Genomic DNA, 25930 nt, shown 5'->3' on the forward strand with positions numbered 1-25930 from the left:
ACGCAGCAGGAACTATAAAAACGGGGTATGGCATGGCAACAAGGACACAAGATAGCTCCCAGAGAGAGACGGCAATTCCTTTCTTTGTGTTCGCGTTTGCAGCCTGCGGACTTTATGTCAGCAGTCTTAGTTCCTACCTCTTGTTTCATGCCTTGGTGGAAATATTCTGCATCCTGGTACTGCTAGGTTCTTTCGTGGTGGCATGGAACTCACGCCGGCAGCTGGACAATCACTACTTCTTGTTTCTCGCCATATCCTTTCTCTCTTCCAGTACCTTTGAGCTTTTGCACACTCTGGCGTACAAGGGGTTGTCGATATTCCCGGGATATAACGCCAACCTCCCCACCCAGTTCTGGATAGCTTCGCGCTACGTGTTCAGCCTCTCCTTCCTCATCGCCCCTGTGTTCATTGCCCGCAGGCTTAATGTGGCAGCTACGCTGATTGCATTCACCGGCATCACCGCCTTGATGGTCAGCGCCGTATTCACGGGCAACTTCCCTGACTGCTTCATAGAAGGAGCAGGGTTGACGCCGTTCAAGGTTTACAGCGAATACGTCATAATCGCCGTCCTGGCAGCTGCCATCATGCTCCTGCTTGCCAAGAAGAAGTTCTTCGATAGTCGCGTCCTGCGGGCCCTCATCTGGTCGCTGTCGGCTGCGGCTGCGGCTGATGTGGCCTTCACCAAGTACGTCAGTGTTTATGGTCCCGCAAACCTTTTGGGGCATCTCTTTCTCCTCCTCTCTGCCTTTCTGGTGTATCGGGCCATCGTCGTGACCGGGATCAAGGACCCCGCAGCCCTGTTGTTCCGGAGCCTCGAGCTCAGCAAAGAGCAGTTTCGCAGATCCATAGCGGACGCGCCCATTCCCGTCATCATGCACGCGGAGGATGGCGAGGTGTTGCAGGTGAGCGGTTCCTGGACCGAGCTCACCGGCTACGCACTGGAAGATATTCCGACCCTCGCGGCCTGGCTCGACCGCGCGGTCCCGGGCGCCGACGGCGACGCTGTTCGCGCCGCGGTGAGTGAGCTCTACGCCGGGAAAAGGCAGAGCATCAGGTGGGAGATGCCTATCCTCACCCGCGACGGGCGCTCCCGTTACTGGAATATCAGCGCTTCCTCGCCGGGAAGCCTCGTGGACGGCCGGCGCTTCGTGGTCTGCATGGCCGTCGATATAACCGAGCGCAGGGAAAGTGAGGCCGCCCTGCAAAGAGGGAACCTGCGCCTGGACCTTTTGGCCTCCAACGCAAGCAGGCTCCTTGAGAGCGACGCGCCGCAGCAACTGGTCGACGAATTGTGTCAGAAGGTCATGTCCTATGTAGAATGCGAGGCCTATTTCAACTTCCTGGTAGACGACGATGCCGGATGCCTGCTCTTGAATTCCTGCGCCGGCATCAGCTCCGAGGTGGCTCAGACCCTGCAGTCGCTGGAATACGGGGTGGCGGTCTGCGGCTGCGCTGCCAGGGATGCCTGCCGCATCGTGGCAGAGAACATCCCGGACGTGCCCGATCCGCGCACCGAACTGGTGCGGGCGCTCGGCATCAAGGCCTATGCCTGCCATCCCCTCATGTCGCACGGGCGGGTCCTGGGGACCCTCTCCTTCGGGACCAGGACCAGGAACACCTTCAGCGATGACGACCTCTCGCTCATGAAGGCGGTGGCGGACCAGGTTTCCATCGCCATGGAGCGCAAGACTACCGAGGAGAAACTGCACCAGGCCAAGCAGGCGGCAGAGGCGGCAAGCAGGACCAAGAGCCAGTTCCTCGCCAACATGAGCCACGAGCTCAGAACCCCGATGACAGGGGTGCTGGGAATGCTGGACCTGGCCCTGCAAGCCCCTTCCGACCCGCGGCAAAGCGATTACATCCGGACCGCCTACCGCAGCGGTCGCTCGCTGTTGCGGATGCTGAACGACATCCTGGACCTGGCCAAGGTGGAGGCGGGCAAGTTCTCGCTGGATCAGCATCCTTTCCCCCTGGCTGGCTGCGTGAACGAATCGGTCGATATCCTCGCTCCCGAGGCGAAACGCAAGGGGATCGAGCTGGTTCTCGAACTGGCGCAAGACCTCCCCCGGCATGTGGTCGGCGACCAGGTCCGGCTGCGCCAGGTACTGACCAACCTGGTCGGCAACGCCGTGAAGTTCACCGACCGGGGGCGCGTGACGGTGCAGGTCGAGCCGGCGGGTAAAACGCCCGAGGGAGAACCGCTGGTACGCTTCAGTGTGAGCGACACAGGGATCGGCATCCCCAAGGAGAAGAGGCACCTGCTCTTCCAGGCTTTCAGCCAGGTCGACGATTCCAATACCCGCCACTATGGGGGGACCGGTCTTGGCCTTGCCATCAGCAAGGAGATCGTCCAGCGGATGGGGGGGAGCATCGGTTTCGAAAGCGGAGAGGGGGAGGGGAGCACCTTCACCTTCACCGTGCGCCTCGGTACTGCAGAAGCCTGTGACGAACCTGCCGAGGTGGCAGGCACTGAGGCAGTCGGCGGCGATACTGTAGTACCGGGTACTTGTAACTCTGAGTTGAGCCGGTTGCGTCTGTTGATCGCAGAAGACGATGCCACTATAAGGCAGGTACTGGCGACGATGCTGCAGAGGCTGCGATTCGCCGTGGACTTCGCCGAGGACGGCGAAACTGTCGTTGAGATGTGGCGGCAGGGGGGGTACGACCTGATACTGATGGATGTGCAGATGCCGCGCCTGGACGGCTTCCAGGCCACCCGCGCCATCCGTGAGCAGGAGCAGGGGGCGCGCATCCCCATCATCGCCATGACCGCTCACGCGATGAAAGAGGACGAGCGCCGCTGCCTCGACGCAGGGATGGACGACTACATTTCGAAGCCCATCGACTTCAGGGAGTGCATCGAAAAGGTGAAGGGGTTGATTAGCGAGTGATCGACCCCGCTGGTTAACGGGCAGTAAAGAAAAAACCCGGCAGTCATCTGGCTGTCGGGTTTCTTATTGTCGTTTGTTCCTGTCACGCCGCAACTTTCACTTGAGGAAGGTCGCCTCGATGAAATCGGCAACGGCCCCGGCGTCGTTCAGGTCGAGGACCGGCACGTCGAGTTCCAGCTTCGCGTCGCTTGCGACCGCCACGAGCGTCGGGTCGTGGGACTCGCCCCGGCAGAGAAGGGCCGCGCTTCTTTCCTGGCGGTTAACCTCTACCTTCGGCATCCCGCTCTTCTTGAACCCCTCGGTGAGAACGATGTCCATGTCCGAGAAATAGGTTTCGATCAGTTCCTCTATGGGAGGAGACTGGCTGTGCTTTTTCACCAGCGCCAGTTTCTCCGGCGACGAAATCAGCATCGTGTCGGCGCCTGCCGCGGTGAGCCGGTGGCTGTCCTTTCCGGGATGGTCGATGTCGAAGCGGTGCGCATCGTGCTTGATGACGCCCACCTTGTAGCCGCGCGACTTCAGATGCACGATCACCTTTTCGAGCAAAGTGGTCTTGCCCGTCCCGGATTTCGCGACGAATGAAACTGCCTTTACCATGAATACTCCTCCGGGACCCAAGCCCGTCGTTCCCGGACCGGCTGCAGGACGCTGTTACTGGTCCTTTTCGCTCTGATCCTGCTTCCCTTCACCCGGCGGGTTTATCACCTTGCCGTCTTCTTGCTGAGCCTTCTTGAAATTCCTGATTGCCCCTCCCAACGACGCCCCCAACTGCGGCAGCTTTCCGGGGCCGAAAACCACCAGCAGGATGACCAGAATGACGATGAGCTCCGGCATGCCGAATCCAAACATTTGACACCTCCCGATTGCTTCCTCATGTGGTTTCTGAGACAGCACCGTTTATACCACAATTAAGGCGCGTTGAGGCAGCAGAATCTGGCTCTTTCCCTCCAATTTTCCCCAAATAAAAATGACAGCGTGAAGTTTGCAGTTAATAAATTTATGCTAATCTTTCTCTGACGTCGGGCGCGGAGCTGGAATTGTGCTTCAACATCTCGATAATACAGCATTTATTTCCAGGGCTGCAGATGCGGGCTCCGTTGTCTCGGCCCTGACGGCCGATGGAGTGATCATGAAAAGGATCTTCGTTCTGGTGATCATGCTCTTAGTTGGTAGCGGTTGCTCGGTACGGGGGGGAGCAACCGGCGCTCGGACAAGCGTCGCGAAGAACCTTGTCCGGGTCCAGATCGCTTCTGACCCACAACTTAACCGCTACGAGAAGAATTCCCATGCCCTCGTGCTTTGCCTATACCAGCTGGACGATCCCGAGAGTTTCACGCGCCTGGCCCAGGGAAGCGGGGGGGTGCCGAAACTCCTTGAATGCGGCAGGTTCGACGCTGCGGTGCTGAACGCACGGCAGGTCGTGGTGCAGCCTGGGCAGCGGCTCACGGAGATGCGCGAGAGGCTTCCCGGCGCACGTTACTTAGGTATCGCGACCGGCTACTACAGCACAGGCAGGAGAAATGTGACCGCACTGGCGGCCATCCCGGAGACCGGGGGAGAGAGCGTGCTGCATATCGAACTGGGGGCACAGGAAATACGACAGGTGAGGGTGGAATGATGGCAATAGAGAGACCGGTATTCTGGCACCAGGGACTGTTTCTGCATCCCCAGCATTTCCAGCTCTCAGAGCGCGCGCTGCAGTCGCAGCTGGCTCCGTACCAGTTTGCTCTCATGCCCGACTTTTGGGGCGTGCAGCGGATGGAGATCAGGTGCCTGAACGGCGGGATAACGAGCCTCAAGATCACCGGTGCCTTCCTTTTTCCCGACGGCACCTACGCCGTTGTCCAGGAAAACGCTCGGGTGGAGTCGAGGCCGGTACTGGAAGAGGCCTTGCGGGGAAAAGATGCCTGCACTGTATACCTCGGCCTCAAAAAATGGAGCCCTGCCGGCCATAATGTCACCACCTTGCTCACCGGTGAACCCCTCTCGCAGGTCGCCACGCGCTTCGTCGTCGAGGCCGACGCCGCGCCTTGTGCAGATCTGCACGCAGGTGGAACTCAGGCCGAGGTGCGGCAGATGAGCCTCGCCCTGAAGCTTTTCTGGGAGAGCGAGTTGGAGGCGCTGGGGGATTACCTGCTCATACCGGTTGGCCGACTCGTGCAGCAGGGGCAAACCGCCGCACTCTCCGGCGACTTCATCCCCCCCTGCATCACCGTGGCCGGCTCATCCGCTCTCTTTGACCTGCTCCAGGAAATACGGGAACAACTTGCCTCCCGCTGCCGCTGGCTGGAAGGGTACAAGAAAGAGAGGGGGATCCAGTCGGCCGAGTTCGGCTCCAAAGACCTAGTCTTCCTCCTCGCCCTCAGGACCGTCAGCCGTCATCTCGCGAGGCTCAGCCACTGGATCCAGGCGCGCGAGGTGCACCCCTGGCAGGTTTACGGGCTTTTGGGGGAACTGGCGGCGGAGCTTGCCTGCTTCTCCGAAACCGTCGGTTCCTTCGGTGAACCGGCAGCCCTGGGCGCGGTCATGCCGCAGTACCGGCACCGCGACCTAGCAGCCACCTTCCGGCAGGGGCGTGACCTGATCCTGACGCTTTTGAACGAGGTGACCGCGGGGCCGGAATACGCCCTGACCCTCACCTTTGACGGGACCTGGTTCGCTTGCACCCTGAAGCCCTCGCACTTCGAGGGGCACAGCAGGTTCTACCTGGTGCTGAACACGGACGAGGACCCGAAGCTGGTCCTTTCCTCAGTCGCGACCGCAGCGAAGCTGAGCGCGCGGGAGCGGCTGCCGCTGCTGATCTCCCAGGCGCTACCTGGTATCGCCCTCGAGCATCTCGTAGATCCTCCCCGCGAATTGCCGCACCGTTCCTGCTCTCTCTTTTTCAGCATAGACAGTCGCTGCGAACAGTGGGAGCAGGTGCGAAAGTACAGCAACATAGCGCTCAGTTGGGACCAGGCCCCAGCCGACCTACAGGTGCAGCTAATGATCGTTGCGAGGTCCTAAAGGCTTCGAAAGGATGCGCCATGCGACTGATCGACTCTTTCATGCCTCTCGTAGCCTACGTGGTCGACTTCCGCGCCGCCTGCAGTGACACGCCCCAGAGCTACCGGCAGGTGAAGGCGGACATAGCGCAATTGCTTCTGCAGTCGGAGCAAGGCTGCGGGAGGCAGGCGGCGCAGGGTGAGGATTACGACCTCGCTCGTTTTGCGGTCTGCGCCTGGGTTGACGAGACGCTCCTCGCCTCCGATTGGCAGGAGAAGCAACTCTGGCAGAGGGAGCAGCTGCAGCGGCTTTATTACCGAACCACTGAGGCGGGGGTGGAGCTCTTCGAGCGGCTGCAGGCCCTGGGGGCGCGGTGTGAGGTGCGGGAAGTCTATTACCTCTGCCTGGCCCTGGGCTTCAAGGGGCGCTATATCGGGCCTGGAGACGACGCGAGGCTCGAGCACCTGAAGCAGGAGAATCTGAAGTTGTTGCTGGGGACCCCGTCTGGCGTTCCGTCGTTGGAACAGCGGGAGCTTTTCCCAGGTGCCACCCCCCCCAGCCGCGCGGCCTCCCCCGGAAAGACTCCGACCGGCGTGGCCCCTGTGACCGCCATGCTGATCGCAGCGCCCGTCATCCTGTTCGCGGTGTTGTTTCTCATCTACCGCCACCTGTTAAACGGCCTGGTCCTTCCGTATCTTTAGGAGAGGAGGTGCATCTTGAAGAAAGAGACCATCCTCGTCTGCTGCAAGTACGTCCTTTTCGCCGCGGCCCTCTTCCCCTTCCTGATGATCTCGTTCGTCATGTTTCCGCTGTTGACCTGGTCTTGGCGCATCGGCGTCTTTCTTCCCTTCATCGTCCTTGCCGTCTGGGGCATCCTGGTCCTGCTCAAGAAGGCGGTGCTCATGGTGAGGGACCGGCGGGAGGCGCCGGCAGAGGCGGGCCCTCCGCAACCACCCGAAGAGGCTGTGGCGCAGGATCTGCTCGAGGACCTGCAGCAGAACTGGGCCAGCGGCGTGGAGACCTTGAGGCGGTCGCATCTGAGCCAGGAGGGAAACCCGCTCTACGTGCTTCCCTGGTTCCTGGTCCTGGGCGAGAGCGGTTCCGGGAAAAGCGCGGCTTTGAAGCATGCGCGCCTTCGTTCCCCGTTCGCTGAGGCGGAGCACGTGGCAGCTCCGACCCGGAGTTGCCGCTGGGTGTTCTACGAGCAGGGGGTGGTGCTGGACACGGCCGGGAGGTACGCCGTCCCGGTGGAGGCGGAGCGCGGTGAGGCGGAATGGCGCCGGCTACTGCGGCTGTTGAAGAAATACCGGCACAAAGACCCTCTGAACGGCGTGATCCTGACCCTTCCGGCGGACAAGCTGGCGGGGGGCTCACAAGAGGAGCTGGAGAAGTATGCCCGTGCGCTCCGGTCACGCGTCGACGAGATGATCCGCGTGCTGGGGATCAGCTTCCCGGTCTATCTCCTGATCACCAAGTCCGACCTGATCCCGGGGATGGCGCCTTTTTGCGCGGCGCTCCCCGCCTCGGCCCTCGATCAACCCATGGGGCTGGCAAGGGGGGAGCTGGCGACTGAGCTCCCGCTTTTCATGGAGCGCTTCTTCCAGGGTCTCGACGAAGAGCTGAGGCACCTGCGCCTGATCCTGTTGCAGCAAAGGGAACCGGGAGAAAAAGACGCGGATTTCCTGCTCTTCCCCGACCGGGTCCGGGCCCTGTACGCCCCTCTAAATGCCTTCGTGCAGACGGCCTTTGGCGCCAACCATTACCAGGAGACTCCCCTTCTGCGCGGCATCTACTTTTCAAGCGCCAACGCTGCCGGCGCTTCCTTGCCGGCAGGAGACCTCTCCCCATCGGCACCCCCGCTGTTCCTGCACGATTTCTTCGAGAGGGTGCTTCCAGGCGACCGGGGGCTGTGGAGTCCGGGAGCGCTGGCATTAAGGCGGCAGAGGCTGGCGGTCAACCTGGCGCTGGTTGCCTGGAGCCTGACCGGAGTGGCACTCTGCCTTATGCTGAGCTACTCCTTCGCGAAGAACATGAGGGTGATCCGGGACGCGTCACAGCTCGTGTCGCGTGCGCCGCAGCTGCAGGGAGCTGTCCCGCTCGACCTGGCCGCAATGGGACGGTTGAGCAGCATGATTACCCAGGTGGAGCAGCAAAACCGCAAGTGGTGGATCCCGCGCTTTGGGCTCAACCGCAGCAAGGAGCTCGAGTCGGAGCTTAAAGTTCGCTTCTGCAACGGTTTCCGGGACCGTTTCCTGGTCTTTTTCGACCGCAGCCTTGCCGATACCGTTTCCAGTTTTTCCCCCGGCACGACGGACCAGCTCTTTGGAACCTGCGTCCTGCACCTCAGCCGCCGCTGCAACCTGCTGAAGGGGCGGCTCGAGGGAGAGAACTCCCGGGCGCTGGCGTCGCGGCCTCTCCCCGACAACCCGCTGCTACTGCTGTCCCAGCACGCCGGCGGCCCCTCGTTTGGAAGCCTCTACCTCGACTACCTCAACTGGCGCGCCGACCGCGATGGGATCAAAAAGGAGCTGGATTGGCTGCAAACGCTGCTGAAGCAGGCGTACCTGGTAAACGGGAGCGGGCTCTCCTGGCTGCTGGAATTCGTAGACCGTCTGCACCCCGAGGCGGCGGTCACGCTGCAGCAGTTTTGGGCAGGGTCGAGGCAGCTGCCGCAAGAGCCTTTCATCCCTCCGTCTTTGACCGGGAAGGGTAGGGAGGAGCTCCGTCTGCTGCTGGCGCAGATATCGGCAGCCCATCCCGAGCCGGGTGTACTGGCGCGGGAGAAGGGTGAATTCGAGGCGAAGTACCGAGCGGCCTGCTTCAACGCCTGGCGGCGCTTCGCCTGGGAGTTCCCCAAAGGGGACCAGCGCCTCTTGGCGTCCAAGGAGTGGCGTTTCGCGGCAGCCAACATGGCGGGTGACAAGGGCCCCTACCTCTCTTTCATGAAGAGGGCTTTGGCGGAGCTTCAGCCTCTGGCCGGAGGGGGCCATCTTCCCGCCTGGATCATGCAGCTTTACCGTTTCCAGCTCTTAAGGGCAGCGGGACCGGCTGCAGGCGTTGCATCTTCAACTGCGGACCCAACCGGTGGTGTAGCCGAGCGGCTGAAGAGACTGGCGAACGGGAAGAGGAGCGGCCCTGAAGGGGTTCCAGGCGCCGATGTGGCCAAGGAGTACTTCGATGCGCTGGCTCGTGTAGCACCCGTCGCCAAATCCAGATCGCTCGCGCTCCAGATGGCGCGCGAGGCGTTCGCGAACTCACGCGAGGTCAACAAGTCTCCCCTGTTTCTTGCCGCCGATGCCGCGCAGCGGCTTAACGCACTCCTGGTGCAGGCCGACGGCGACGACACCTTCTTGCGGCTGGTTTCCGGCCCCATAGCCTTTTACGGGACCTTCGTGAGGATGGAAACCGCCTGCGAGCTGCAGGCACAGTGGGAAGAGAAGGTGCTGAGGGAAGTGCAGGGGACAAGCGATGAGCAGACGCTGCAGTACCTCCTGGGGAAGGATGGGCCGGTGTGGCGCTACGTCGGCCAGTTCGCGGATCCTTTCCTGGGGTGGAGCCCTGGGCGCGGTTACTACGCGAGGGCCGTCCTCGGGGGCTCGGTCCCGTTCAGCTCCGAGTTCTACACCTTTCTTGCCAAGGGAGCGAAGACCAGGGTTGCAGCCTCAGCCGCGCCCAAGGCGAGCTACCAGGTAACCATCAAGGGGCTTCCCACCGACGCCAACGCGGAGGCACTCGTGAAGCCGCAGGGAACTCGGCTCGAACTGCAATGCGCGTCGGGATCACAGGTGATGTCGAACATGAACTACCCGGTGAGCAGGCCCTTCGTCTGGTCGCCCGACAGCTGCGGGGAGGTGCTGTTCCAGATCGATGTCGGCGACACGGTCCTCACCAGGCGCTACCCGGGATCCCGCGGGTTTGCCGCTTTCTTAAAGGACTTCCACGGCGGCAGGCGCACCTTTTACCCCAGCCAGTTTCCCGCCGAGCGCCAGGCCCTGGAGAAGATGGGGATCCGGTTCATCAAGGTCAATTACCAGATCTTCGGCATCGGCGACGTCTTGTCGGGACAGGAGGAGGCGCTCCCGGAACGGGTACCCCGCAAGGTGGCGGAGTGTTGGGACTAGGAGGAACAATCATGCAAGACCTGGCATTGGACGAGCTGCTTGCTCCCATCAGCGAAAAGGCACCGGCGGGAACCGATCTGCGCTACACCTCCTTCTACGAGGAGATAATGGAAGCCCGCCGCAGCGATGATGCAGTGGCCCACGGGGACTGGCGCCATGATGTAAAAGCTGCGGACTGGAACAAGGTGATCAAGCTCTGCGTCCCCGCCCTTTCCAGCAAGAGCAAAGACCTGCAGATAGCGGTATGGCTTTGCGAGTCGCTTATCGTTGTGGACGGGTTTCCCGGTTTCGATGCGGGGCTGCGCCTGCTCAGGGAGCTCATGGAGCAGTACTGGGACTCGATTTACCCTTTGAGCAGCGACGAGGAACTGGAATACCGGGCAGCCCCGCTCGATTTTCTCAACGAGAAGGTGGCGACGCATGTGAAGAAGATCCCTCTCACCGATCCGCTGGTTACGCCCGGGTACTCGTGGCTCAAATGGAACCAGTCGCGGGGTGTTGGCTATGAGGCGGATACCAGGAACGATTACGGCGAGGTGGAGGAAGAAAGGAAGAGCCGACGGGACACGCGCATCTCCGAGGGGGCCCTCACCGCAGAGGAGTTCGACGCCGCGGTGGAAAAATCCCGCGGCCCCTTCTCGGACAAACTGCTGGAAAGCCTGCAGCGTTGCCAGGAGAGCCTCCAGGCGCTGGAATGGGAGATCGAGGCGAAGTGGCTCCCCTCCTCGGCCCCGAGCCTATCCTCCTTGGGGGGCGCCATGAACAGCTGCCTGATGCTGGCGCGCAAGTGCTACGGCGAGGATGCCCCTTGCGCCAAGGAGGCAGAAGCACTGGAGAGCGAAGCGCATGGCACAGAAGAGAAGGAGAAGGAAAGCGTCGCCGCACCGGCGCTTCGGCAACTCTGCGGTGTCGACGCCGCCCCCCTGTCCCGCGCCCCGGAGCAACTGGAGACCTCCTTGTGGGGTGAGAGCCTCGCCATGCTGGAGGGGGGACGTCTTGAAGCGGCCTTGAGCATGCTGCTCTACACCGGCAACGGCTGCGAATCCACCCGTGACCGCAACCGGGTCCGCCTGCTGATGGTGAAGCTCTGCCTGAGAGCGGGAAGGGCTGACCTCGCCAGGCCGATCGTGGAGGAGTTGCACGACATGATCGAGGAGCTGAAGCTGGAGCGCTGGGAATCGCCGGTGTGGATCGCCGAGGTGCTGCACGCCTACTACCAGTGCCTGCAGGCGGGCGGGCTCCCTGATGAAGACCTTACCTTGTCGCGGGTCCTGTTCAAACGGATCTGTTCCCTCGACGTCACCAAGGGGATCCCTTACCGGATCTGAATTTTCAGGCAAAAGGAGAGACCATGACAAAATCCGAAAGCCTGCAACACAGGCTGGAACGAGTGCGGGCGCCGCGGGTCCGCATCACCTACGACGTAGAGACCGGCGGCGGCATGGAGACGAAGGAGATCCCTTTCGTGGTGGGGGTCCTCGCCGACCTGTCGGGAAAGCCGGAGCACCCTTTGCCGAAGCTGAAGGAGCGGAGCTTCGTGGAGGTGGACCGCGACAACATCGATTCGGTGCTGGAGGGGATGCGGCCCAGAGCGGCGTTCCGCGTCACGAACCGGTTGGCTGTAGAGGGGTCCCAGCTCGCCGTCGACCTCCGCTTCAAAAGCCTCGATGACTTTCATCCCGAGAAGGTGGCCCTGCAGGTGGAACCGCTCAGGAGGCTCATCGAGGCGCGCAACAGGCTCTCGGATCTCCTCGGGAGGCTGGACGGAAACGACCGACTGGAACAGCTGCTGCAGGATGCGCTTTCCAGCCCGGAGAGGCTGAAGCTGATCTGCGAGGAGGCGAAGACCGCCAAGGGACCCGACACCGAAAGCGCCGGATAAAGGGGGAGACCATGGGAGAACAAGTGAGGGAGCCGGAAGTGCAGTACGCGGAGCAGACACCCCGAAAAGGGCTTTTGGAGCTCATCATAGAGGAAGGACGCCTTGCCCGCGGCGTCTGCCGCCATGAGCACGCGGCGGACCTCGTGGGCGAGCTGGCGCAGCAGGTACTTCAGGGGGAAATGACGGTAACCCGCGACACGGAAGAGATGATCAACCGGCGGATCGCCCAGCTGGACGCGCTCATCTCGGACCAGGTGAACGAGATCATCCACCATCCCGATTTCCAGAAGCTGGAAGCATCCTGGTGCGGGCTTGAACACCTGGTGCGCCAGAGCGAAACCGGAGCGAACCTCAAGATAAGGGTCCTGAACGTCTCGCGCCAGGACCTCGTGCAGGACATGGAGAAGGCGGCGGAGTTCGATCAGTCCGCTCTCTTCAAGAAGGTTTACGAGGAGGAGTTCGGCAGCTACGGGGGAGAGTCCTACGGTTGCCTTGTGGGCGACTTCGAATTCGGCAACACGCCTCAGGATCTCTCTTTGCTGACACGGATGTCGGAAGTCGCGGCTGCCGCACATGCACCGCTTTTGACCGCCGCATCTCCCTCGCTTTTCAACATGGAAGCCTTCGGCGAACTGGACAGGCCCAGGGACCTGGCGAAGATCTTCCAGGGGGCGGAGTACGCCAAGTGGAAATCGTTCCGGATCTCCGAAGACGCGCGCTACGTGGCGCTTTGCCTGCCACGGGTGCTGATGCGGCTCCCCTACGGTCAAGATGGCGAGCCGGTGGAATCGTTCCAGTTCGAGGAGGATGTCGACGGCACCGATCACTGCAAGTATCTCTGGGGCAATGCGGCATACAGGCTGGCGGAACGGGTGACCGAGGCCTTCGCAAGATACGGCTGGGCCGCGGCGATCAGGGGGGTGGAGGGCGGCGGGCTCGTCAGCGACCTTCCCGTCCACTGCTTCAAGACCGGTGAGGGGGAACTGGCCCAGAAGTGTCCGTCGGAGATCGCCGTCACCGACCGGCGCGAAAAGGAACTGGCGGACCTTGGGTTTGTTCCGCTGGTCCATTGCAAGGGAACCGACAACGCCGCGTTCTTCAGCGCCCAAAGCGCCCATCGTCCCAAGACCTACGACTCCGACGCGGCTAACGCGAATGCACGGCTGTCGGCCCAGTTGCAGTACATCCTCGCCGTCTCCCGCTTCGCCCATTACCTGAAGGCGCTGATGCGCGACAAGGTGGGTAGCTTCGACACCAGGAAAAACGTGGAAGACTACCTGAACCGCTGGATCAGCAATTACGTGCTACTGGACGACGATGCCGGCCAGGAGATGAAATCGCGCTACCCACTGCGGGAGGCCAGGGTGGAGGTGTTCGAAGATCCCGCCAAGCCAGGCGCCTACCGCGCCGTCGCATTTTTGAAGCCGCACTTTCAGCTTGACGAGCTCACCGTCTCCCTGAGGCTTGTGGCCAGCCTGCCGGCACCGGCAAGGCAATGAGGAGGATGCAGCCATGGCATTTGACGCGTTCCTGAAGATAGAAGGGATACCCGGAGAGAGCACGGACGACAAGCACAAGGAATGGATCGAGATCCTCTCCTACAACTTCTCCGTCATGCAGCGCCCGAGCGGTTCCGCCAGCACTGCCGGCGGCGCCTCATCCGAGCGGGCGAACTTTTCGGACTTCAACATCGTGAAGGCGCTGGACAAGGCCTCCCCGAAACTTTTCGAAGCCTGCGCCACCGGTAGGCACATCCCCACAGTGACGCTGGAACTCTGCCGGGCCGGAGGCGACAAGCTGAAATACATGGAGTACAAGCTCAGCAACGTCATCATCAGCATGAACCGCCCCGGCGGCACTTCGCACGCCGACGAAAGCCTCCCCCTTGAAGAAATATCATTCAATTACGGCAAGATCGAGCTGGCCTACACCCAGCAAAACCGCGCCGACGGTTCGGGCGGCGGCCAGATCGCGGCCGGCTGGAACCTCGAAACCAACAAGAAGGTCTGAAGTTGCCGGCCCGCAGGGGAAGCATCCCCTATCTCAAGCGATCGCTGCTGGACAGGCTCGTCGCTGCCGCCCCGGCGGGCGATGGGCCTGTCCGAAATCGGCGCGGACTTCCAGTGGAAGTGCTGGACTCCCTGCTGCGCGACCTGGAAAACCTTCTCAACACGAGGAGGAGTATCCCGCTCGCGCCGGACCGCAGGCGACAGTCGCAGAATTCCATTCTCAGCTATGGCACAAGGGATTTCAGCACGCATAATCCCCGCACCGCCGTCGCCAGGGAACAGATCCGGCTGGAGATACAGAGGTTGCTGCTCTCTTTCGAACCTCGTCTCAGAGAGGTCGTGGTCCGGGTCGATGACCTGACTGATGCGGGCCGGACCCTGCAGTTCAGGGTTGAGGGGCTCTTGCTGATCGAGCCGCACCCTTCCCCTGTGACCTTCGCCACCTGCTTCGACATCAACAGCGGCGCCTATTCCGTGTTCAAGTGAGCAAGAGATGGATGATGATTTCCTCGACTATTACGAAAGAGAACTCAGCTTCATCCGGGAGATGGGGGGCGAATTCGCCCGGAAATACCCGGCCGTTGCGGGAAGACTTCTGCTGGAGCCGGACCGGTGCGAGGACCCGCATGTCGAGAGGCTGATCGAGGCGTTTGCCCTTATCTGCGCCAGGATGCACAAAAAGCTCGACGACGATTTGCCCGAGATCACGCAGTCCCTTCTGAACGTTCTTTACCCGCACTGCACGAACCCGATACCTTCCCTTTCGGTGGTTAGATTTTTGCCCCTGCTGAAGAACATCCCGGATGCGGGGTACCTGATCCCGAAAGGGACACACCTCTTTTCGCGGCCGGTTGATGGTGTTCGCTGCCGGTTCGCCACCGCCTATCCGGTGACGCTCTGGCCTATGGAAGTGGTTAGCGCCACGTTCGTGGAACAGGCCATTACCATCAGGCTCAAGCTGCACTACAAGCTAACCTTCGCCACTTTTCCCTCCGAAACTGTCCGTTTCTACCTCAACGGCCAGCGCCAGCACACCTTTCAACTCTACGAGCAGTTGCTCAACAACGTCTCCCGCATCGAATGCGTCGCGGTCGGTAAAAAGGTTCCCCCGGTGGCGCTGGCGCAGAATTCCGTTCGCCCGGTGGGATTTGGCGAAGACGAGATGCTGCTTCCTTTCCCAAGGCAGTCGTTCAAGGGTTACCGCCTGCTCTTGGAGTACTTCACCTTTCCGGAGAAGTACCTCTTCTTCGATGTGGCTGGGCTGTCGTCCACGGCCCTCGCCGATTTCGGGGACACCCTGGATCTGAACATATACCTGGGCCGCCCGGCGGAAGCTTCCCTCCCTGTCCGCGCCGACACCTTCTGTCTCCATGCCACCCCAGCTGTCAACCTTTTCAGCAAGATAGCCGAGCCGATCCGGATCGAACACCGTCAGACCGAGTACCGGGTGGTCCCCGATTTGCGGAGCCCGGAATCTGTGGAGATCTTCAGCATCGACCGGGTTAGTGGCGTCTCTGATGCAGCCCTTCCGGAGGCCAGGGTGTATTGGCCCCTCTACGAAATGACCCGTCCCGAGGGAGGAGACGTCGGCTGCATCGAGGGGTTGTGGTGGCAGATGCAGCGCAGGCCTTCGGGGAAGGTAGGGGATAGCGGGACCGAGGTCTTTCTCTCCTTTTGCGATTTCGCTTCCGATCCCACTGACCCGCCCGATGAAACTGTGACCGTGCGGGCAACCTGCAGCAACCGCGATCTTCCTGGCACGCTCCCCTGGGGGGATCCGGCGGGCGATTTCGACACCGAGGCAGCTGCGCCGATCGAGTCGATTCACACCATGGTGAGACCGACTGCAGCGCGTCGCCCGAAGCTGTCCGGGGCTTTGCAGTGGCGCCTCCTCTCGCATCTTTGCCTCAACCACCTTTCGCTTCTGGAATCGGACGGGGCTGCGCTCAATGAGATGCTGAGGCTTTACGACATCGAAGATTCCCTTACGACGCGGCAACAGGTAAGCGGAATCGTCTCGGTAGCATCAAGGCACGTCACCAGGAGAATCGGCGCACTGTTTTGCCGTGGCGTCGAAGTGACCATCGAGTTCGACGAGCGGCAGTTCGTCGGGAGCGGTGTCTACCTTTTCGCCTCGGTCCTGGAGCGGTTCCTGGGAGAGTACGTTTCGCTGAACTCTTTCGTGCAGTTGGTGGCCAAAAGCCGCCAGCGCAAGGAAGTCATCAAGAAATGGGCGCCGAGGAACGGGGACCGGGTGCTGCTGTAACGGGAGGTCAGACCATGCATCCTGCCGGGTCCGAAGAGCGCCCCGAAGCTAGAAGGCGCCTGTTCCGGGAGTTCTACCGCTATTCCTTTTTCCAGGCCGTTAATTACCTGGAGCGCAGCCGTTTTGCAGGCGGCGACCTCGGGCACGTCTTCAGTCCGGAAGTTGAGCCGGTCCGGTTCTGCGCCAGTACCGGTTTTTCGTTTCCAGCCAGCGACATAGCGAACCTGGAGGAGGGGAGGGACGGAGTTCCCCCGCAGATGGAAGTGGCGTTTCTGGGGGTGGTCGGCCCGGCAGGAGCGCTCCCCGATTGGTACCACGAAATGGCGCTGGAGCGGAACCGGGCGAAGGATCCGGCAATGACCGCCTTTTACGATCTCTTCCATCACCGGCTCATCTCGCTGTTTTACCTGGCATGGAAGGTAAGCCATGTCATGGCGGGGAAGAAACGCGACAACACGGACCGCTTTTCCAACTATCTGCTCAGTCTCATCGGGCTTGGAATGCCGGGGTCAGCCGGAGCTTGCTCCGTTGAGCGGGCACCGCTTTTCTTTTGCGGGCAGATAGCCCGAAGGATCCCGACCGCGGGAATGCTCGCCGCGGTGGTTCAGTACCAGTCAGGCCTTGCTGTGGCAGTGGAGCAGTTCGTGCCCCGGCTCATCACTTTGGAACCGGAGGACCGGCCGATCATCGGGCAATACAACTGCGAGCTTGGCAAGAATGCCTGCTGTGGCGGCGCAGTTTGGGAGGCCCAGGCGACCTTCCGCCTCTGTCTTGGTCCTATGTCCTTCCGGGAGTTCAACGATCTGCTTCCCGGCAGCGAGAGGCTGGCTTCACTGGTCGCACTGGTCAGGTATCTGGTTGGCGCGGAGTACGAGTTCGAGGTGCGGCTGGTGCTGAAAAAGGAAGAAGTACCGCCTCTGGTTCTCGGGGCTGCGGGGCAGGAGGCTCCGAGGCTTGGCTGGTCGATGTGGATGAAGACACCGGGGACGACGCTGCCTGTCGATCCTCTGGTGACACTTCGGGAGCAGCCACAGAGCTCCCATGTCCGGTAGTAAAGAACCTACCTAAGGCCAACAGCAAGTCGCGAAAGAGGAGCGGTCATGCTTGTAGATGCGATAAAAGGAGTTGCGGCGCCACATCTCGCAAGGATGATGTCCCGCGACCTCCAGAAAGCGGAGCAGGGCAAAACCGCCGCCATGCGTCAGCACGAATACATGGTAGCGCGCGAATCGATCCTGGGAGATCTTTCATCTATGCCGGTTTCAACCACGCAGGAGTGCATCACTAATGCTAAGGCGGCGCGACGCAAGGAGCGCCTTGATTTGGTGAGCAGAGAATTAGTCGCCTGCCCGAAGCACGCGACCGAGGCGGCCAGGCTGCGGAAGGATATGGACGAGGTTGAATACATGCGCTGCGCGAAGCACGTATATCTCGCCAATGATCCTAAGGCGCCTGCCGAGCTGCGCGCCAACCCACCCCCGGGGTTTTTGAGGCCAACACCAGAGCAACTTAAGGAGATGGGACTTCACGATAAGATACTAGCGCCGCCTGACAGCAACTTTAGAGCTGCAATCTATTTGAAAGACCCCACGGTATGGGGGAGTAATGCCGCACCTAAGGCAGTGCTGGCTTTAAGAGGGTCAACACCCCAAGAAGAGGATTGGAACAACAATTTCAGCCAAGATGCTAACCATAAGTCGCTTTACTACCAGAAGGCAGTGCAGATGGGTAATCTGTTGGCTGCAATGAAAGTTAGTATTCATATAGTCGGACATTCGTTAGGTGGTGGTTTAGCCAGTGCCGTCCAAGGTGGGAGTGGCCTTTCAGCATCTACGTACAACGCAGCGGGTCTTCATCCTGCCACAGTTGCCCGGTATTCCAAGGACTCCGAACACACGGCGGCCGAGGCTGAAAAAATTACGGCGGTTAGAGTAAAAGATGAAGTGCTGACCAAAACACAGGAGAATTTTGTGGAGTCCAGAGGTTTGTCACTCCTTGCCAATGAGGCAGTGGGAACCAAACGAGATTTGGCGCCATTTCATGACGAGGCCGCTTACAGGAGTTTGAAAACTGAGGGTAAAATACTCGGTTCGGAAAGCTATGACAGCTATCTTCACGGAATGGATGAGGTAATAGCTGCGACGGAAAAGGGCAAGACTTCCGACGAAGCCACATTGAAAAACTGTAGCGATAACAGGAGGGCATAAAATAATGCAATCTCTAGTGCGCTGCCTGTGGTGTTCTGTCAAAATAATAGGAGCTTTTTCGATGATGACAAACTGCGCAAACTCAGAAAATTCCTTCAATTTGAGGTCGCCTCAGTATTATTTTGAAGATCTTCAGACTCTCAAACTGCTGACTGCAGCTATGTCCGGTGATGCAACCGCTGCGAAAGACTACGTGACAAAAGGAGCAGATCCGAACGATGAAGGGCCGTTAGACAGTGAGTACAATCGTCTGCGATTGCTGCACTACGCCATCGCTGCGAAAAAACCTGCTGCTGTTCGTATCTTACTAGATGTGGGGGCTGATCCTGAAATGAGTGTACGAGGATTTGGCCCTGCTTTTCTGTTCGTGATCACACATCAAGATGTCGAGATGATGTCATTGCTTCTGGATCACCGTCCAGTCAAAACTTTGAGCAGCGAAACACTCAAAGATATGATGCTCGTGGCAGCAACTCATAATCGGTCTGCTTGTCTTGATCTTTTACTCGATCGTGGTGCACCAATTGATTACCCCGATGACGCCGATTTCACAGCCATGATGCGGGCGATGGATGCAGAGAATTACGACATGGTGGAGTCCCTCTTGTTACGTGGCGCTTCTGTCCACATCGAGACAAGGTGCGGCATGACACCGGCATATTCTGTGGAGTTTCACCTGAAGAAGTACAAGGTAGGCAGCCCCACGTACAACAAGGTGCTGCGTCTGAAGGAACTGATGCAAGAACGTGGTGCTGTTTTCCCTCCACCTACCCCTGCTGAAGTAAGGGCAAAACGGGGAATAAAAGACGATCCAAGTTTGTACCAACACTAGCTCCTGCAGCATTGGCTGCTTTCTTGAAAAGCAAGATGAGCCGCCATAACAGGAGGAAATAAAAATGCTCCCTGCTTTAATTGGTAGTGAAATTTTTATTTTCAAAATAATCGGAATCATATTTATGATCTCAACTCGTGCGAGCACGGAGCCTTCGTTTAACTTGAGACCACCTGAATACTACTTTGAAAATCCAAAAACGATATCATTGCTGGATGCAGCGCTGACAGGTAACACGTCTAAAGCAAAAGAATGGGTTCAAAAGGGAGCTGATCCAAATGATGAAGGTCCCATGATAAGTTCGTATTATCGTCTGAGGCTGCTGCACTATGCTATCGCAGCTAAGAACCCTGATGCCGTACGTACTTTGTTGGACGTTGGGGCCGACCCTGAACTAGCCGCACTGGGTTACGGAGCGGCTTTTCAATTTGCCATCACGCTCGACGATGTCACCATGATGAAGTTTCTCCTTGATCTTAGACCTGTCCCTACTTTGTCGAAAAGCATATTGAAAAAGATGATGTTCCATTTCGTGATCCAGCCTCGTCCCGCCTGTCTGGATCTTCTTCTTAACCGCGGAGCACCGATCGATTGTACTGACAATGCCGACTACACCGTAATGATGCGGGCTATGGATGCCAAGGATTACGACTTGGCTCACTGGCTTGTCTGGCGCGGTGCCTCCGTGAAAGTCGAGGCTCATGACGGTATGACGCCCGCTTATTCAGTGCAGTCCCACCTGAACAAGTACAAGGTCGGCAGCCCCGCCTACGAGAAGGTGCTGCGCCTGAAGGAACTGATGCAAGCGCGTGGCGCCGTTTTCCCTCCGCAATCCCCGGAAGAAGTGAGGGCGCAATGGGAAAACAGACGCGGATGCGAGAATGTATCAGCACTAGCTCGCCCCGCAGCCAGGATCCACAATTACCCCCGGCCCAACTCGGAACGCCTATGCCCTACACTCAGCAGGAAAAGCTCATCTCGATAGCGACTCCGCTTGGGCCTGACGTATTGTTACTGACGGCAATAAGCGGCGCTGAAGGGCTCTCGAAGATGTTCAGCTTCGAGCTCTCGATGCTCTCTGAGAACCACGCGGTACCTTTCGACCGCATAATCGGCAAAGGCGCGACCGTTACCATCCGGCTGGCAGACGGCGGAAAGAGGTACCTGAACGGAATCATCTCCAGCTTTTCGCAAGGCAGAGGCGGTGGCGAAGAGGGGAGCGACGCGAGGTTCAGCTCCTACCGTGCCACCCTGGTCCCGTGGTTGTGGGTTTTGACCAAAAGATCCGACTGCAGGATCTTCCAGAACCGGTCTGCAGTCGAGATCGTTGAGGAGGTATTCAAGGGGCACGGTTTCGGCAACTTCCGTCTCGAGCTCATCTCCAGCTACACCCCTCGTGAATTCTGCGTCCAGTACCGTGAGACCGACTACGATTTCGTCTCCCGCCTGCTTGAAGAGGAGGGGATCTTCTATTTCTTCGCGCACGAGAACGACAAGCATACCCTGGTGCTTGCCGACGCCCCCGGAGCGCACAAGCCATGCCCCGGGCAAAAGACCGCGTCTTGTCAACTAAGCGCCGGTGCTGTCAGGGAGAAGGACGTGATCACCTCCTTTGAAATCAGCAGGCAGATCGGAGCCTCCAGGTACATCGCCGGCGACTTCAACTTTAAAATCCCCAAAGCGAGCCTGGTGGTGGAAGCGCAGGGAAGGGACAAAAGGCAGATCGGAAATCGCGAGATCTATGAACACCCCGGGCGCTATGACAACAAAGCCGCTGGCGACTCATTGGCAAAAGTACGCATGGAAGAAGACGAAGCCCACTCAATCGGGATCACCGGCACCAGTGACTGCCGCGGTTTTGCCTCAGGTTTCAGATTTACCCTCGAGGGACATCCTCGCCAGGATCTGAACGCACAGGATTATCTCCTGGCGTCGGTGCATCATGAGGCAAGTGAAGGTTATGGCGACGACGGCGGGTTTGTCTATGGAAACAGCTTTCAGTGTCTCCCCCACAAGACCCCCTACCGTCCGCGCCGCCACACCCCGAAGCCGGTGATAAATGGGACCCAGACCGCGATGGTTGTCGGGCCGCCCGGTGAGGAGATCTACACCGACGAGTACGGCAGGGTGAAGGTTCAGTTCCACTGGGACCGCGCCGGAAAGAGCGACGACAAAAGTTCCTGCTGGATCAGGGTGAGCCAGCTGTCGGCGGGAAACGGGTGGGGTGCGCTCCAGCTGCCTCGCGTAGGGCAGGAGGTCGTCGTTGATTTCCTGGAAGGGGATCCGGACCGACCCATAATAGTGGGACAGCTCTACAACGGGGTGAACCTGCCGCCGTACCCCCTTCCCGCACACAAGACCAAAAGCTGCATCAAGTCTCAATCCTCCCCCAAGGGGGAGGGGTTCAACGAGATCCGTTTCGAGGACAAAAAGGGTGAAGAGCAGCTCTTCATCCACGCCGAAAAGAGGCAGGACAACCGGGTGAATGGCGACTCCCTGGAATGGGTGGGGGAGGATCGACACCAGATCGTCGTGGGGGATCAGTATCGGAAAGTGTCGGGAGACCAGCATCTCACCGTGGCGGGAGACCGCAACGAGAAGGTGACCGGAACCGTCTCACTCACCGTCGGCTCAGACCTGCAGCAGAAGGTGGGCGGGAAGCATGCGCTGGCCGCGGGAGAGGAGATCCACCTGAAGGCGGGAACCAGGCTCATCGTCGAGTCAGGGGCCCGGATCTCGCTCAAGGTCGGTGCCAGTTTCATCGACATCGGTCCGGCCGGTGTCAGCATTGTCGGGCCTTGCGTCCTTATCAATCAGGGTGGGACGGCTGGGTTCGGTTCGGGAGCCGCGCCTGACCTCCCGCAGCCGCCGAAGGAAGCCGACGGGGGGAGTGGCGCAAAAGCCGACTGCACGATGCAAGGCAAGCCGCCAACGGCGGGTCCCCAGGCGGCGTCGCTGAAATCGGCGGCAAGGGAGCACAAGATGTTCTGTACCGTTTGAGAGCCGGAAACTGCCGGTCCGTGAGACTGGAAAAGATGACAAATTCCACTATTACCGCACTGAAAAACGAGCTCTTCTCCGGTGAGCCCACAACCGTCTTTGCCATCGTCGACGGCGCGACGGTAACGGGCCTGACCCGATATCTGGCATCCTTCCAACCTCGGCACGTCTGCCTCTATGCCGGAGAGTTGGCGCCTGATATGGCGGAGGTGGCCCCCCGTCTCGCCTTACTCGAGCGGGATGCACCGTTCACCGACTGGCTTCTGGGCAACGGGTGGGGAAGGGGCTGGGGGATTTACGGGAAAACCGGCAGCCGTTTCACGGAGCTTCGGTGCCACTTCCGGCGGTTGGCCAAGGTCGCTGATGAGGCCACAGGGCGTCCGCTGTATTTTCGCTTCTACGACCCGAAGCTGCTGGCAATCTACTTGTCAGGATGCAGCAGGAAAGAGTTGCGAGAGTGCTTTGGGCCGGTGCAGCAGTACCTGGTCGAGGATGTCGTTCTTGGAAGCCTGGCCAGGATGCAGCTGGTCGACGACGAACTGCGCAAGGAATCGGTATCCTTGGGGTAGCTGTGAATGGGAGGATAGGGCATGGACATCAGATCCGACAAGATAGATGAACTGGCACGTGCTGCTTTCCTGGCGAAACTGGATGCCGCATTCTCACGGGACCTGCAGGACTACGTGCTGATAGACCAATCCGAGCGCCACCAGTTTCTATCCCTCGCGATGGCAATGGCCGGGGCGAGAGGACTGGTGACCGAGCAGGGGATAGCCTCCTACGCCCTGGCCTTGTGGTATCTCGGCGCCGATTTCGAAGAAAAAAGCGACGAGCTCCAGGCACTGCTTGCCGGTTCCTTGCCAGAGGTGCGCAAAGTCCACGCGATGAACAAGTGGGTGGAAACCTTGATAGGCGACCCCGAAAACACAGCGTCAGCCGACAAGGCACTGTTGCAGGCCCTAAAGCTCAGTGTGCCTTGGGCCAGATCGCACTGATCCAGTAGTCCCAGTCATGTTTTCTCCGACTCCCTCACAATTACATCTTGACACCGAAACAAAACCCCACTATAAGTGATAACAGTTTTCATTATCGCAGAAAATGCACGCCGGCTTAAGGGATTGACCCGGGCCGCGGCAACTTTGATCGGTGCGGTAGGTTGCTATGACTTGGGCAGAATCGGTGGAGGGGTTATGGCTGCAATAGGTAATAGGGAAAACCATCCTTTGGACAGGAGTGAAGCAACTGTACCAGCGGTTGCTGCACGCGGGGCAAGGCCGGGGTGGCAGGATTTCTCCAGGCTTTATACCGAAGACCGCGACTGTCTCGCCTCTTTCCTCGCCCTCGAACTGGCCGAGGTGTTACGGGGAGCCAAGCCCGCCAATCTCGTCTGCCTGGCCAACAAGCGCCGCTCCTGCGGCCGCAACCTTTACCTGCTCTGGAAGGAGCATGGTTCAGCGCTCATCGAGGCAAGCGGGCTCAAGGTGCGGGTGCTTGCTGACCGCGGGACCTCTGTGCTTCTTCTTCTCTACTCCCGGGACGCGCTGGGTTCCTTGCTGGCGCAAAAAAGTGTGCGGGTCATTCTGCGCAAGGCGGGGTACGCCGAGCCCGACCGTTTCGAGGCGGTGCTCTCGGAGTTGGAGCACCGCCTCGAGGTGGAAGGGTTCCCCCATGAGATCGGCGTGTTCCTGGGGTACCCGCTGAAGGACGTGGTGGGGTTCATGGGGTGGGCGCCGCTCTCCTTCACCTGCCAGGGCCCGTGGAAGATCTTCGGCAACCCTGCGCCGAGCCTGGAGCTGGCGGAGAACCACCGCAAATGCCGCTGTGAGATGTCGCTGCAGCTCGCCTCGGGTTGCAACCCGCTCGACTGCCTGAAAAAGAACAACGGCTGCGGTGAATCGACGCAGGCGCAGCAGCTTTTTTTGTCGGCAGCTTGAAAGTGAACGTCAGAACCGTTCCGTGGCACCGGCGCGTGCTTTTACGAAGGAGGACGATATGTGTATAGCTCTCATTGGCGGCATGGACCGCCTAGGTAAACATTATCAGGAAGAGGCGGAGCGGGCCGGAGTGTCGCTGCAGGTCTTCAGCAGCTCGCAGACCAACATCGCGGCGAAACTCAGGAAAGCCGACGCCATGGTCATCTTCACCAACAAAGTGTCGCACCGGGTGAAGATCGAGGCGATGCAGGTGGCCAAGGCGATGGACATACCGGTTTTCATGCACCATGCCTGCGGAGTCTGCACCTTCAGAAACTGCCTGAAGTGCATCGCGAACCGGGAACAGTAGTGGCTCCCCGTCCCGGCAGCGGTATTTGCCGAGTTTGACTTCATATTTGCCGCAGGTTGTGGTACGAGTATGTGGTTGTCGAATCCTAAGCTACCCGGGGTTACATGCATACAAGCCGGTGCGGCACATTTCAAAAAACGCTCGGATGGGGCATTGGCGCTGCATCGATCACCATGCTCGCCATCTTGTACTTCGATGTGCCGCTGGCGCTGTTCGTAAAGAACCATCTTTACGCCAACACCTCTTGGTCGAAGCTCACCTCCGAGATGCCGGATTTGCTGCTGGTGGTGGTGCTTTTATCCATGCTGGCCTCGCTTTCGGTGTACCTGGTCCGGTCCAGGAAAGGCATTTACGACGCGACCACCTTCTTCTGCTACTTGGTGCTCTGGGTGGCCCCCCTGTCCTACCTGTCCAAGATGGTGCTGAAGATCGCCTTCGGCCGCATCAACACCAGGTATTGGCTGCAGCACCCTGATCTTTACGGCTTCTACTTCTTCCAGATGCGGGAGAGGTACGACGGCTTCCCTTCGGGGCACATGCTGGTCATAGTCGCCATCATCGCGGCGGTCTGGCGCTTCTACCCGAAGACCCGCCCCTTTTGCCTCTTGACGGCCGCCCTCCTCGGCTGCGCCCTGGTGGCGACCAACTACCACTTCCTGAGCGACGTCATCGCCGGCACCTGCTTCGGCGTCGCGCTCGAGGCGGCATGCTGCCGTCTGCTGATCCGTGACCCCCTGCAGCTCCCGTGCGATCGCTAATGACGGCTCCCCGCAGGCCCGCCCGGCGCACCTCTCAGCAGCGCACCGGCAGCTTTTTCCTTGCATCTGCTGCCGAATTCCCCTATATTTCAACAGCACATCAACGACATAAAACGCTTAAACCAACGATTCGTACAGATGCGGGATCCAAGCCGGGCCCGTGTTCCTATAACGCAATGGAAAGGGTTTAGCCGCCGACGGTTAAGCCCTTTTTGTTTGAGCAACAAAGGTCAGGGAGGCCCAATGCAAAAAAGAGTTTTAGCGGCAGGAGACATGGTCGATTCGCAGTGCACGCGGTGCAAGGCACTTCTCAACCACACCATCATCGCCATGGTTGACGGCCAGGTGGTCAGGGTAAAGTGCAATACCTGCGGCAGCGAGCACAACCATCGTCCTGCCAAAGAGCCCAAGGTTACCGCGGCGAAGGCACCCAAGGCGGCCAAAGAGGCCAAAGCGCCTCGCGCCAGGGCGGTCAAGGCGCCGGCCATCTCCGACGAGGCGGTCTGGGAGGAGATGATCAGCCCGCTCGACCCGGATCTCGCCGTCCCCTACAACATGGAGGGGAAATTCCGGGCCAACACCCTTATCGCGCACTCCACCTTCGGGATCGGCGTCATAGCCTCGTCGCAGGCAGGAAAGATCGAGGTCGTCTTCAAGACCGGGCGCAAGCTTTTGAGAAGCGCCTGCTAGATCAAC

Annotated in this window: 24 protein-coding genes; 22 read left to right on the plus strand and 2 right to left on the minus strand. The window is 59.8% G+C overall.

Features of this window, described 5'->3' with window-relative positions:
- Positions 1 to 32 precede the first annotated feature (32 nt).
- Positions 33 to 2891 carry an MASE3 domain-containing protein gene (locus tag GEOBRER4_RS05850; protein ID WP_185244614.1) on the plus strand — a complete coding sequence of 953 codons (2859 nt, stop codon included), beginning with the start codon at positions 33 to 35 and terminating at the stop codon, positions 2889 to 2891.
- Positions 2892 to 2987: 96 nt separating this feature from the next.
- Here the strand turns inward: GEOBRER4_RS05850 and mobB are convergent, their stop codons facing one another.
- Together mobB and tatA are read right to left on the minus strand one after the other, a co-directional pair.
- On the minus strand, positions 2988 to 3488 hold the full coding sequence (gene mobB, locus GEOBRER4_RS05855; protein WP_185244615.1) for a molybdopterin-guanine dinucleotide biosynthesis protein B: 501 nt from the start codon (positions 3486 to 3488) through the stop codon (positions 2988 to 2990).
- A 54-nt stretch (positions 3489 to 3542) separates the two neighbouring features.
- Positions 3543 to 3740 (minus strand): twin-arginine translocase TatA/TatE family subunit, encoded by a 198-nt coding sequence (tatA, locus tag GEOBRER4_RS05860; RefSeq protein ID WP_185244616.1) that lies wholly within the window; start codon positions 3738 to 3740, stop codon positions 3543 to 3545.
- 280 nt (positions 3741 to 4020) lie between these two features.
- Between tatA and tssJ the strand changes: the two genes are divergently transcribed.
- The 21 genes from tssJ (at position 4021) to GEOBRER4_RS05965 (ending at position 25924) form a co-directional block, all read left to right on the plus strand.
- Positions 4021 to 4509: a type VI secretion system lipoprotein TssJ gene (gene tssJ, locus GEOBRER4_RS05865; RefSeq protein ID WP_185244617.1), complete on the plus strand. Its 489-nt coding sequence runs from the start codon at positions 4021 to 4023 to the stop codon at positions 4507 to 4509.
- Entirely contained in the window at positions 4509 to 5897 is a 1389-nt protein-coding gene (gene tssK, locus GEOBRER4_RS05870; protein ID WP_226377897.1) for a type VI secretion system baseplate subunit TssK, read from the plus strand. The genes tssJ and tssK overlap by 1 nt, the downstream gene beginning before the upstream one ends.
- A gap of 20 nt (positions 5898 to 5917) precedes the next feature.
- Entirely contained in the window at positions 5918 to 6577 is a 660-nt protein-coding gene (locus tag GEOBRER4_RS05875; protein WP_185244619.1) for a DotU family type IV/VI secretion system protein, read from the plus strand.
- A 15-nt stretch (positions 6578 to 6592) separates the two neighbouring features.
- The gene (locus GEOBRER4_RS05880) at positions 6593 to 9997 is read left to right on the plus strand and encodes a type VI secretion protein IcmF/TssM N-terminal domain-containing protein (RefSeq protein WP_185244620.1); all 3405 of its coding nucleotides are present in this window, start codon (positions 6593 to 6595) and stop codon (positions 9995 to 9997) included.
- 11 nt (positions 9998 to 10008) lie between these two features.
- Positions 10009 to 11325 carry a type VI secretion system protein TssA gene (gene tssA / locus GEOBRER4_RS05885; RefSeq protein ID WP_185244621.1) on the plus strand — a complete coding sequence of 439 codons (1317 nt, stop codon included), beginning with the start codon at positions 10009 to 10011 and terminating at the stop codon, positions 11323 to 11325.
- A gap of 23 nt (positions 11326 to 11348) precedes the next feature.
- On the plus strand, positions 11349 to 11879 hold the full coding sequence (gene tssB / locus GEOBRER4_RS05890) for a type VI secretion system contractile sheath small subunit (RefSeq protein WP_185244622.1): 531 nt from the start codon (positions 11349 to 11351) through the stop codon (positions 11877 to 11879).
- An 11-nt stretch (positions 11880 to 11890) separates the two neighbouring features.
- Positions 11891 to 13378, plus strand: coding sequence for a type VI secretion system contractile sheath large subunit (gene tssC / locus GEOBRER4_RS05895; protein WP_185244623.1), 1488 nt, complete (start codon positions 11891 to 11893; stop codon positions 13376 to 13378).
- Between the two features lie 13 nt (positions 13379 to 13391).
- On the plus strand, positions 13392 to 13889 hold the full coding sequence (locus GEOBRER4_RS05900; RefSeq protein WP_185244624.1) for an Hcp family type VI secretion system effector: 498 nt from the start codon (positions 13392 to 13394) through the stop codon (positions 13887 to 13889).
- A gap of 2 nt (positions 13890 to 13891) precedes the next feature.
- Entirely contained in the window at positions 13892 to 14374 is a 483-nt protein-coding gene (gene tssE, locus GEOBRER4_RS05905) for a type VI secretion system baseplate subunit TssE (protein ID WP_185244625.1), read from the plus strand.
- A gap of 7 nt (positions 14375 to 14381) precedes the next feature.
- Positions 14382 to 16154 (plus strand): type VI secretion system baseplate subunit TssF, encoded by a 1773-nt coding sequence (gene tssF / locus GEOBRER4_RS05910; protein WP_185244626.1) that lies wholly within the window; start codon positions 14382 to 14384, stop codon positions 16152 to 16154.
- A gap of 14 nt (positions 16155 to 16168) precedes the next feature.
- Positions 16169 to 17206, plus strand: coding sequence for a type VI secretion system baseplate subunit TssG (gene tssG / locus GEOBRER4_RS05915; RefSeq protein WP_185244627.1), 1038 nt, complete (start codon positions 16169 to 16171; stop codon positions 17204 to 17206).
- Positions 17207 to 17254: 48 nt separating this feature from the next.
- Positions 17255 to 18361 carry a hypothetical protein gene (locus tag GEOBRER4_RS05920; RefSeq protein WP_185244628.1) on the plus strand — a complete coding sequence of 369 codons (1107 nt, stop codon included), beginning with the start codon at positions 17255 to 17257 and terminating at the stop codon, positions 18359 to 18361.
- A 61-nt stretch (positions 18362 to 18422) separates the two neighbouring features.
- A complete protein-coding gene (locus GEOBRER4_RS05925) occupies positions 18423 to 19193 on the plus strand; it encodes an ankyrin repeat domain-containing protein (protein ID WP_226377898.1) in 771 nt (256 codons plus the stop codon).
- 64 nt (positions 19194 to 19257) lie between these two features.
- Positions 19258 to 20178 carry an ankyrin repeat domain-containing protein gene (locus GEOBRER4_RS05930; RefSeq protein WP_185244630.1) on the plus strand — a complete coding sequence of 307 codons (921 nt, stop codon included), beginning with the start codon at positions 19258 to 19260 and terminating at the stop codon, positions 20176 to 20178.
- Positions 20142 to 22193, plus strand: a complete 2052-nt coding sequence (locus GEOBRER4_RS05935; RefSeq protein ID WP_185244631.1) for a type VI secretion system Vgr family protein — start codon at positions 20142 to 20144, stop codon at positions 22191 to 22193. Before GEOBRER4_RS05930 ends, GEOBRER4_RS05935 begins: the two co-directional genes overlap by 37 nt.
- Positions 22194 to 22228: 35 nt before the next feature.
- On the plus strand, positions 22229 to 22762 hold the full coding sequence (locus tag GEOBRER4_RS05940) for a DUF4123 domain-containing protein (protein WP_185244632.1): 534 nt from the start codon (positions 22229 to 22231) through the stop codon (positions 22760 to 22762).
- Between the two features lie 21 nt (positions 22763 to 22783).
- Entirely contained in the window at positions 22784 to 23188 is a 405-nt protein-coding gene (locus GEOBRER4_RS05945; protein WP_185244633.1) for a hypothetical protein, read from the plus strand.
- 195 nt (positions 23189 to 23383) lie between these two features.
- Complete coding sequence (locus GEOBRER4_RS05950) at positions 23384 to 24127, plus strand: DUF3793 family protein (protein ID WP_185244634.1); 744 nt, start codon at positions 23384 to 23386, stop codon at positions 24125 to 24127.
- Between the two features lie 58 nt (positions 24128 to 24185).
- Entirely contained in the window at positions 24186 to 24476 is a 291-nt protein-coding gene (locus GEOBRER4_RS05955) for a DUF2325 domain-containing protein (protein WP_085813383.1), read from the plus strand.
- A 173-nt stretch (positions 24477 to 24649) separates the two neighbouring features.
- On the plus strand, positions 24650 to 25234 hold the full coding sequence (locus GEOBRER4_RS05960) for a phosphatase PAP2 family protein (protein ID WP_226377899.1): 585 nt from the start codon (positions 24650 to 24652) through the stop codon (positions 25232 to 25234).
- 243 nt (positions 25235 to 25477) lie between these two features.
- Complete coding sequence (locus tag GEOBRER4_RS05965; protein WP_185244636.1) at positions 25478 to 25924, plus strand: hypothetical protein; 447 nt, start codon at positions 25478 to 25480, stop codon at positions 25922 to 25924.
- Positions 25925 to 25930 lie beyond the last annotated feature (6 nt).

It is taken from the genome of Citrifermentans bremense, assembly GCF_014218275.1.
Taxonomy (GTDB): Bacteria; Desulfobacterota; Desulfuromonadia; order Geobacterales; family Geobacteraceae; genus Geomonas; species Geomonas pelophila.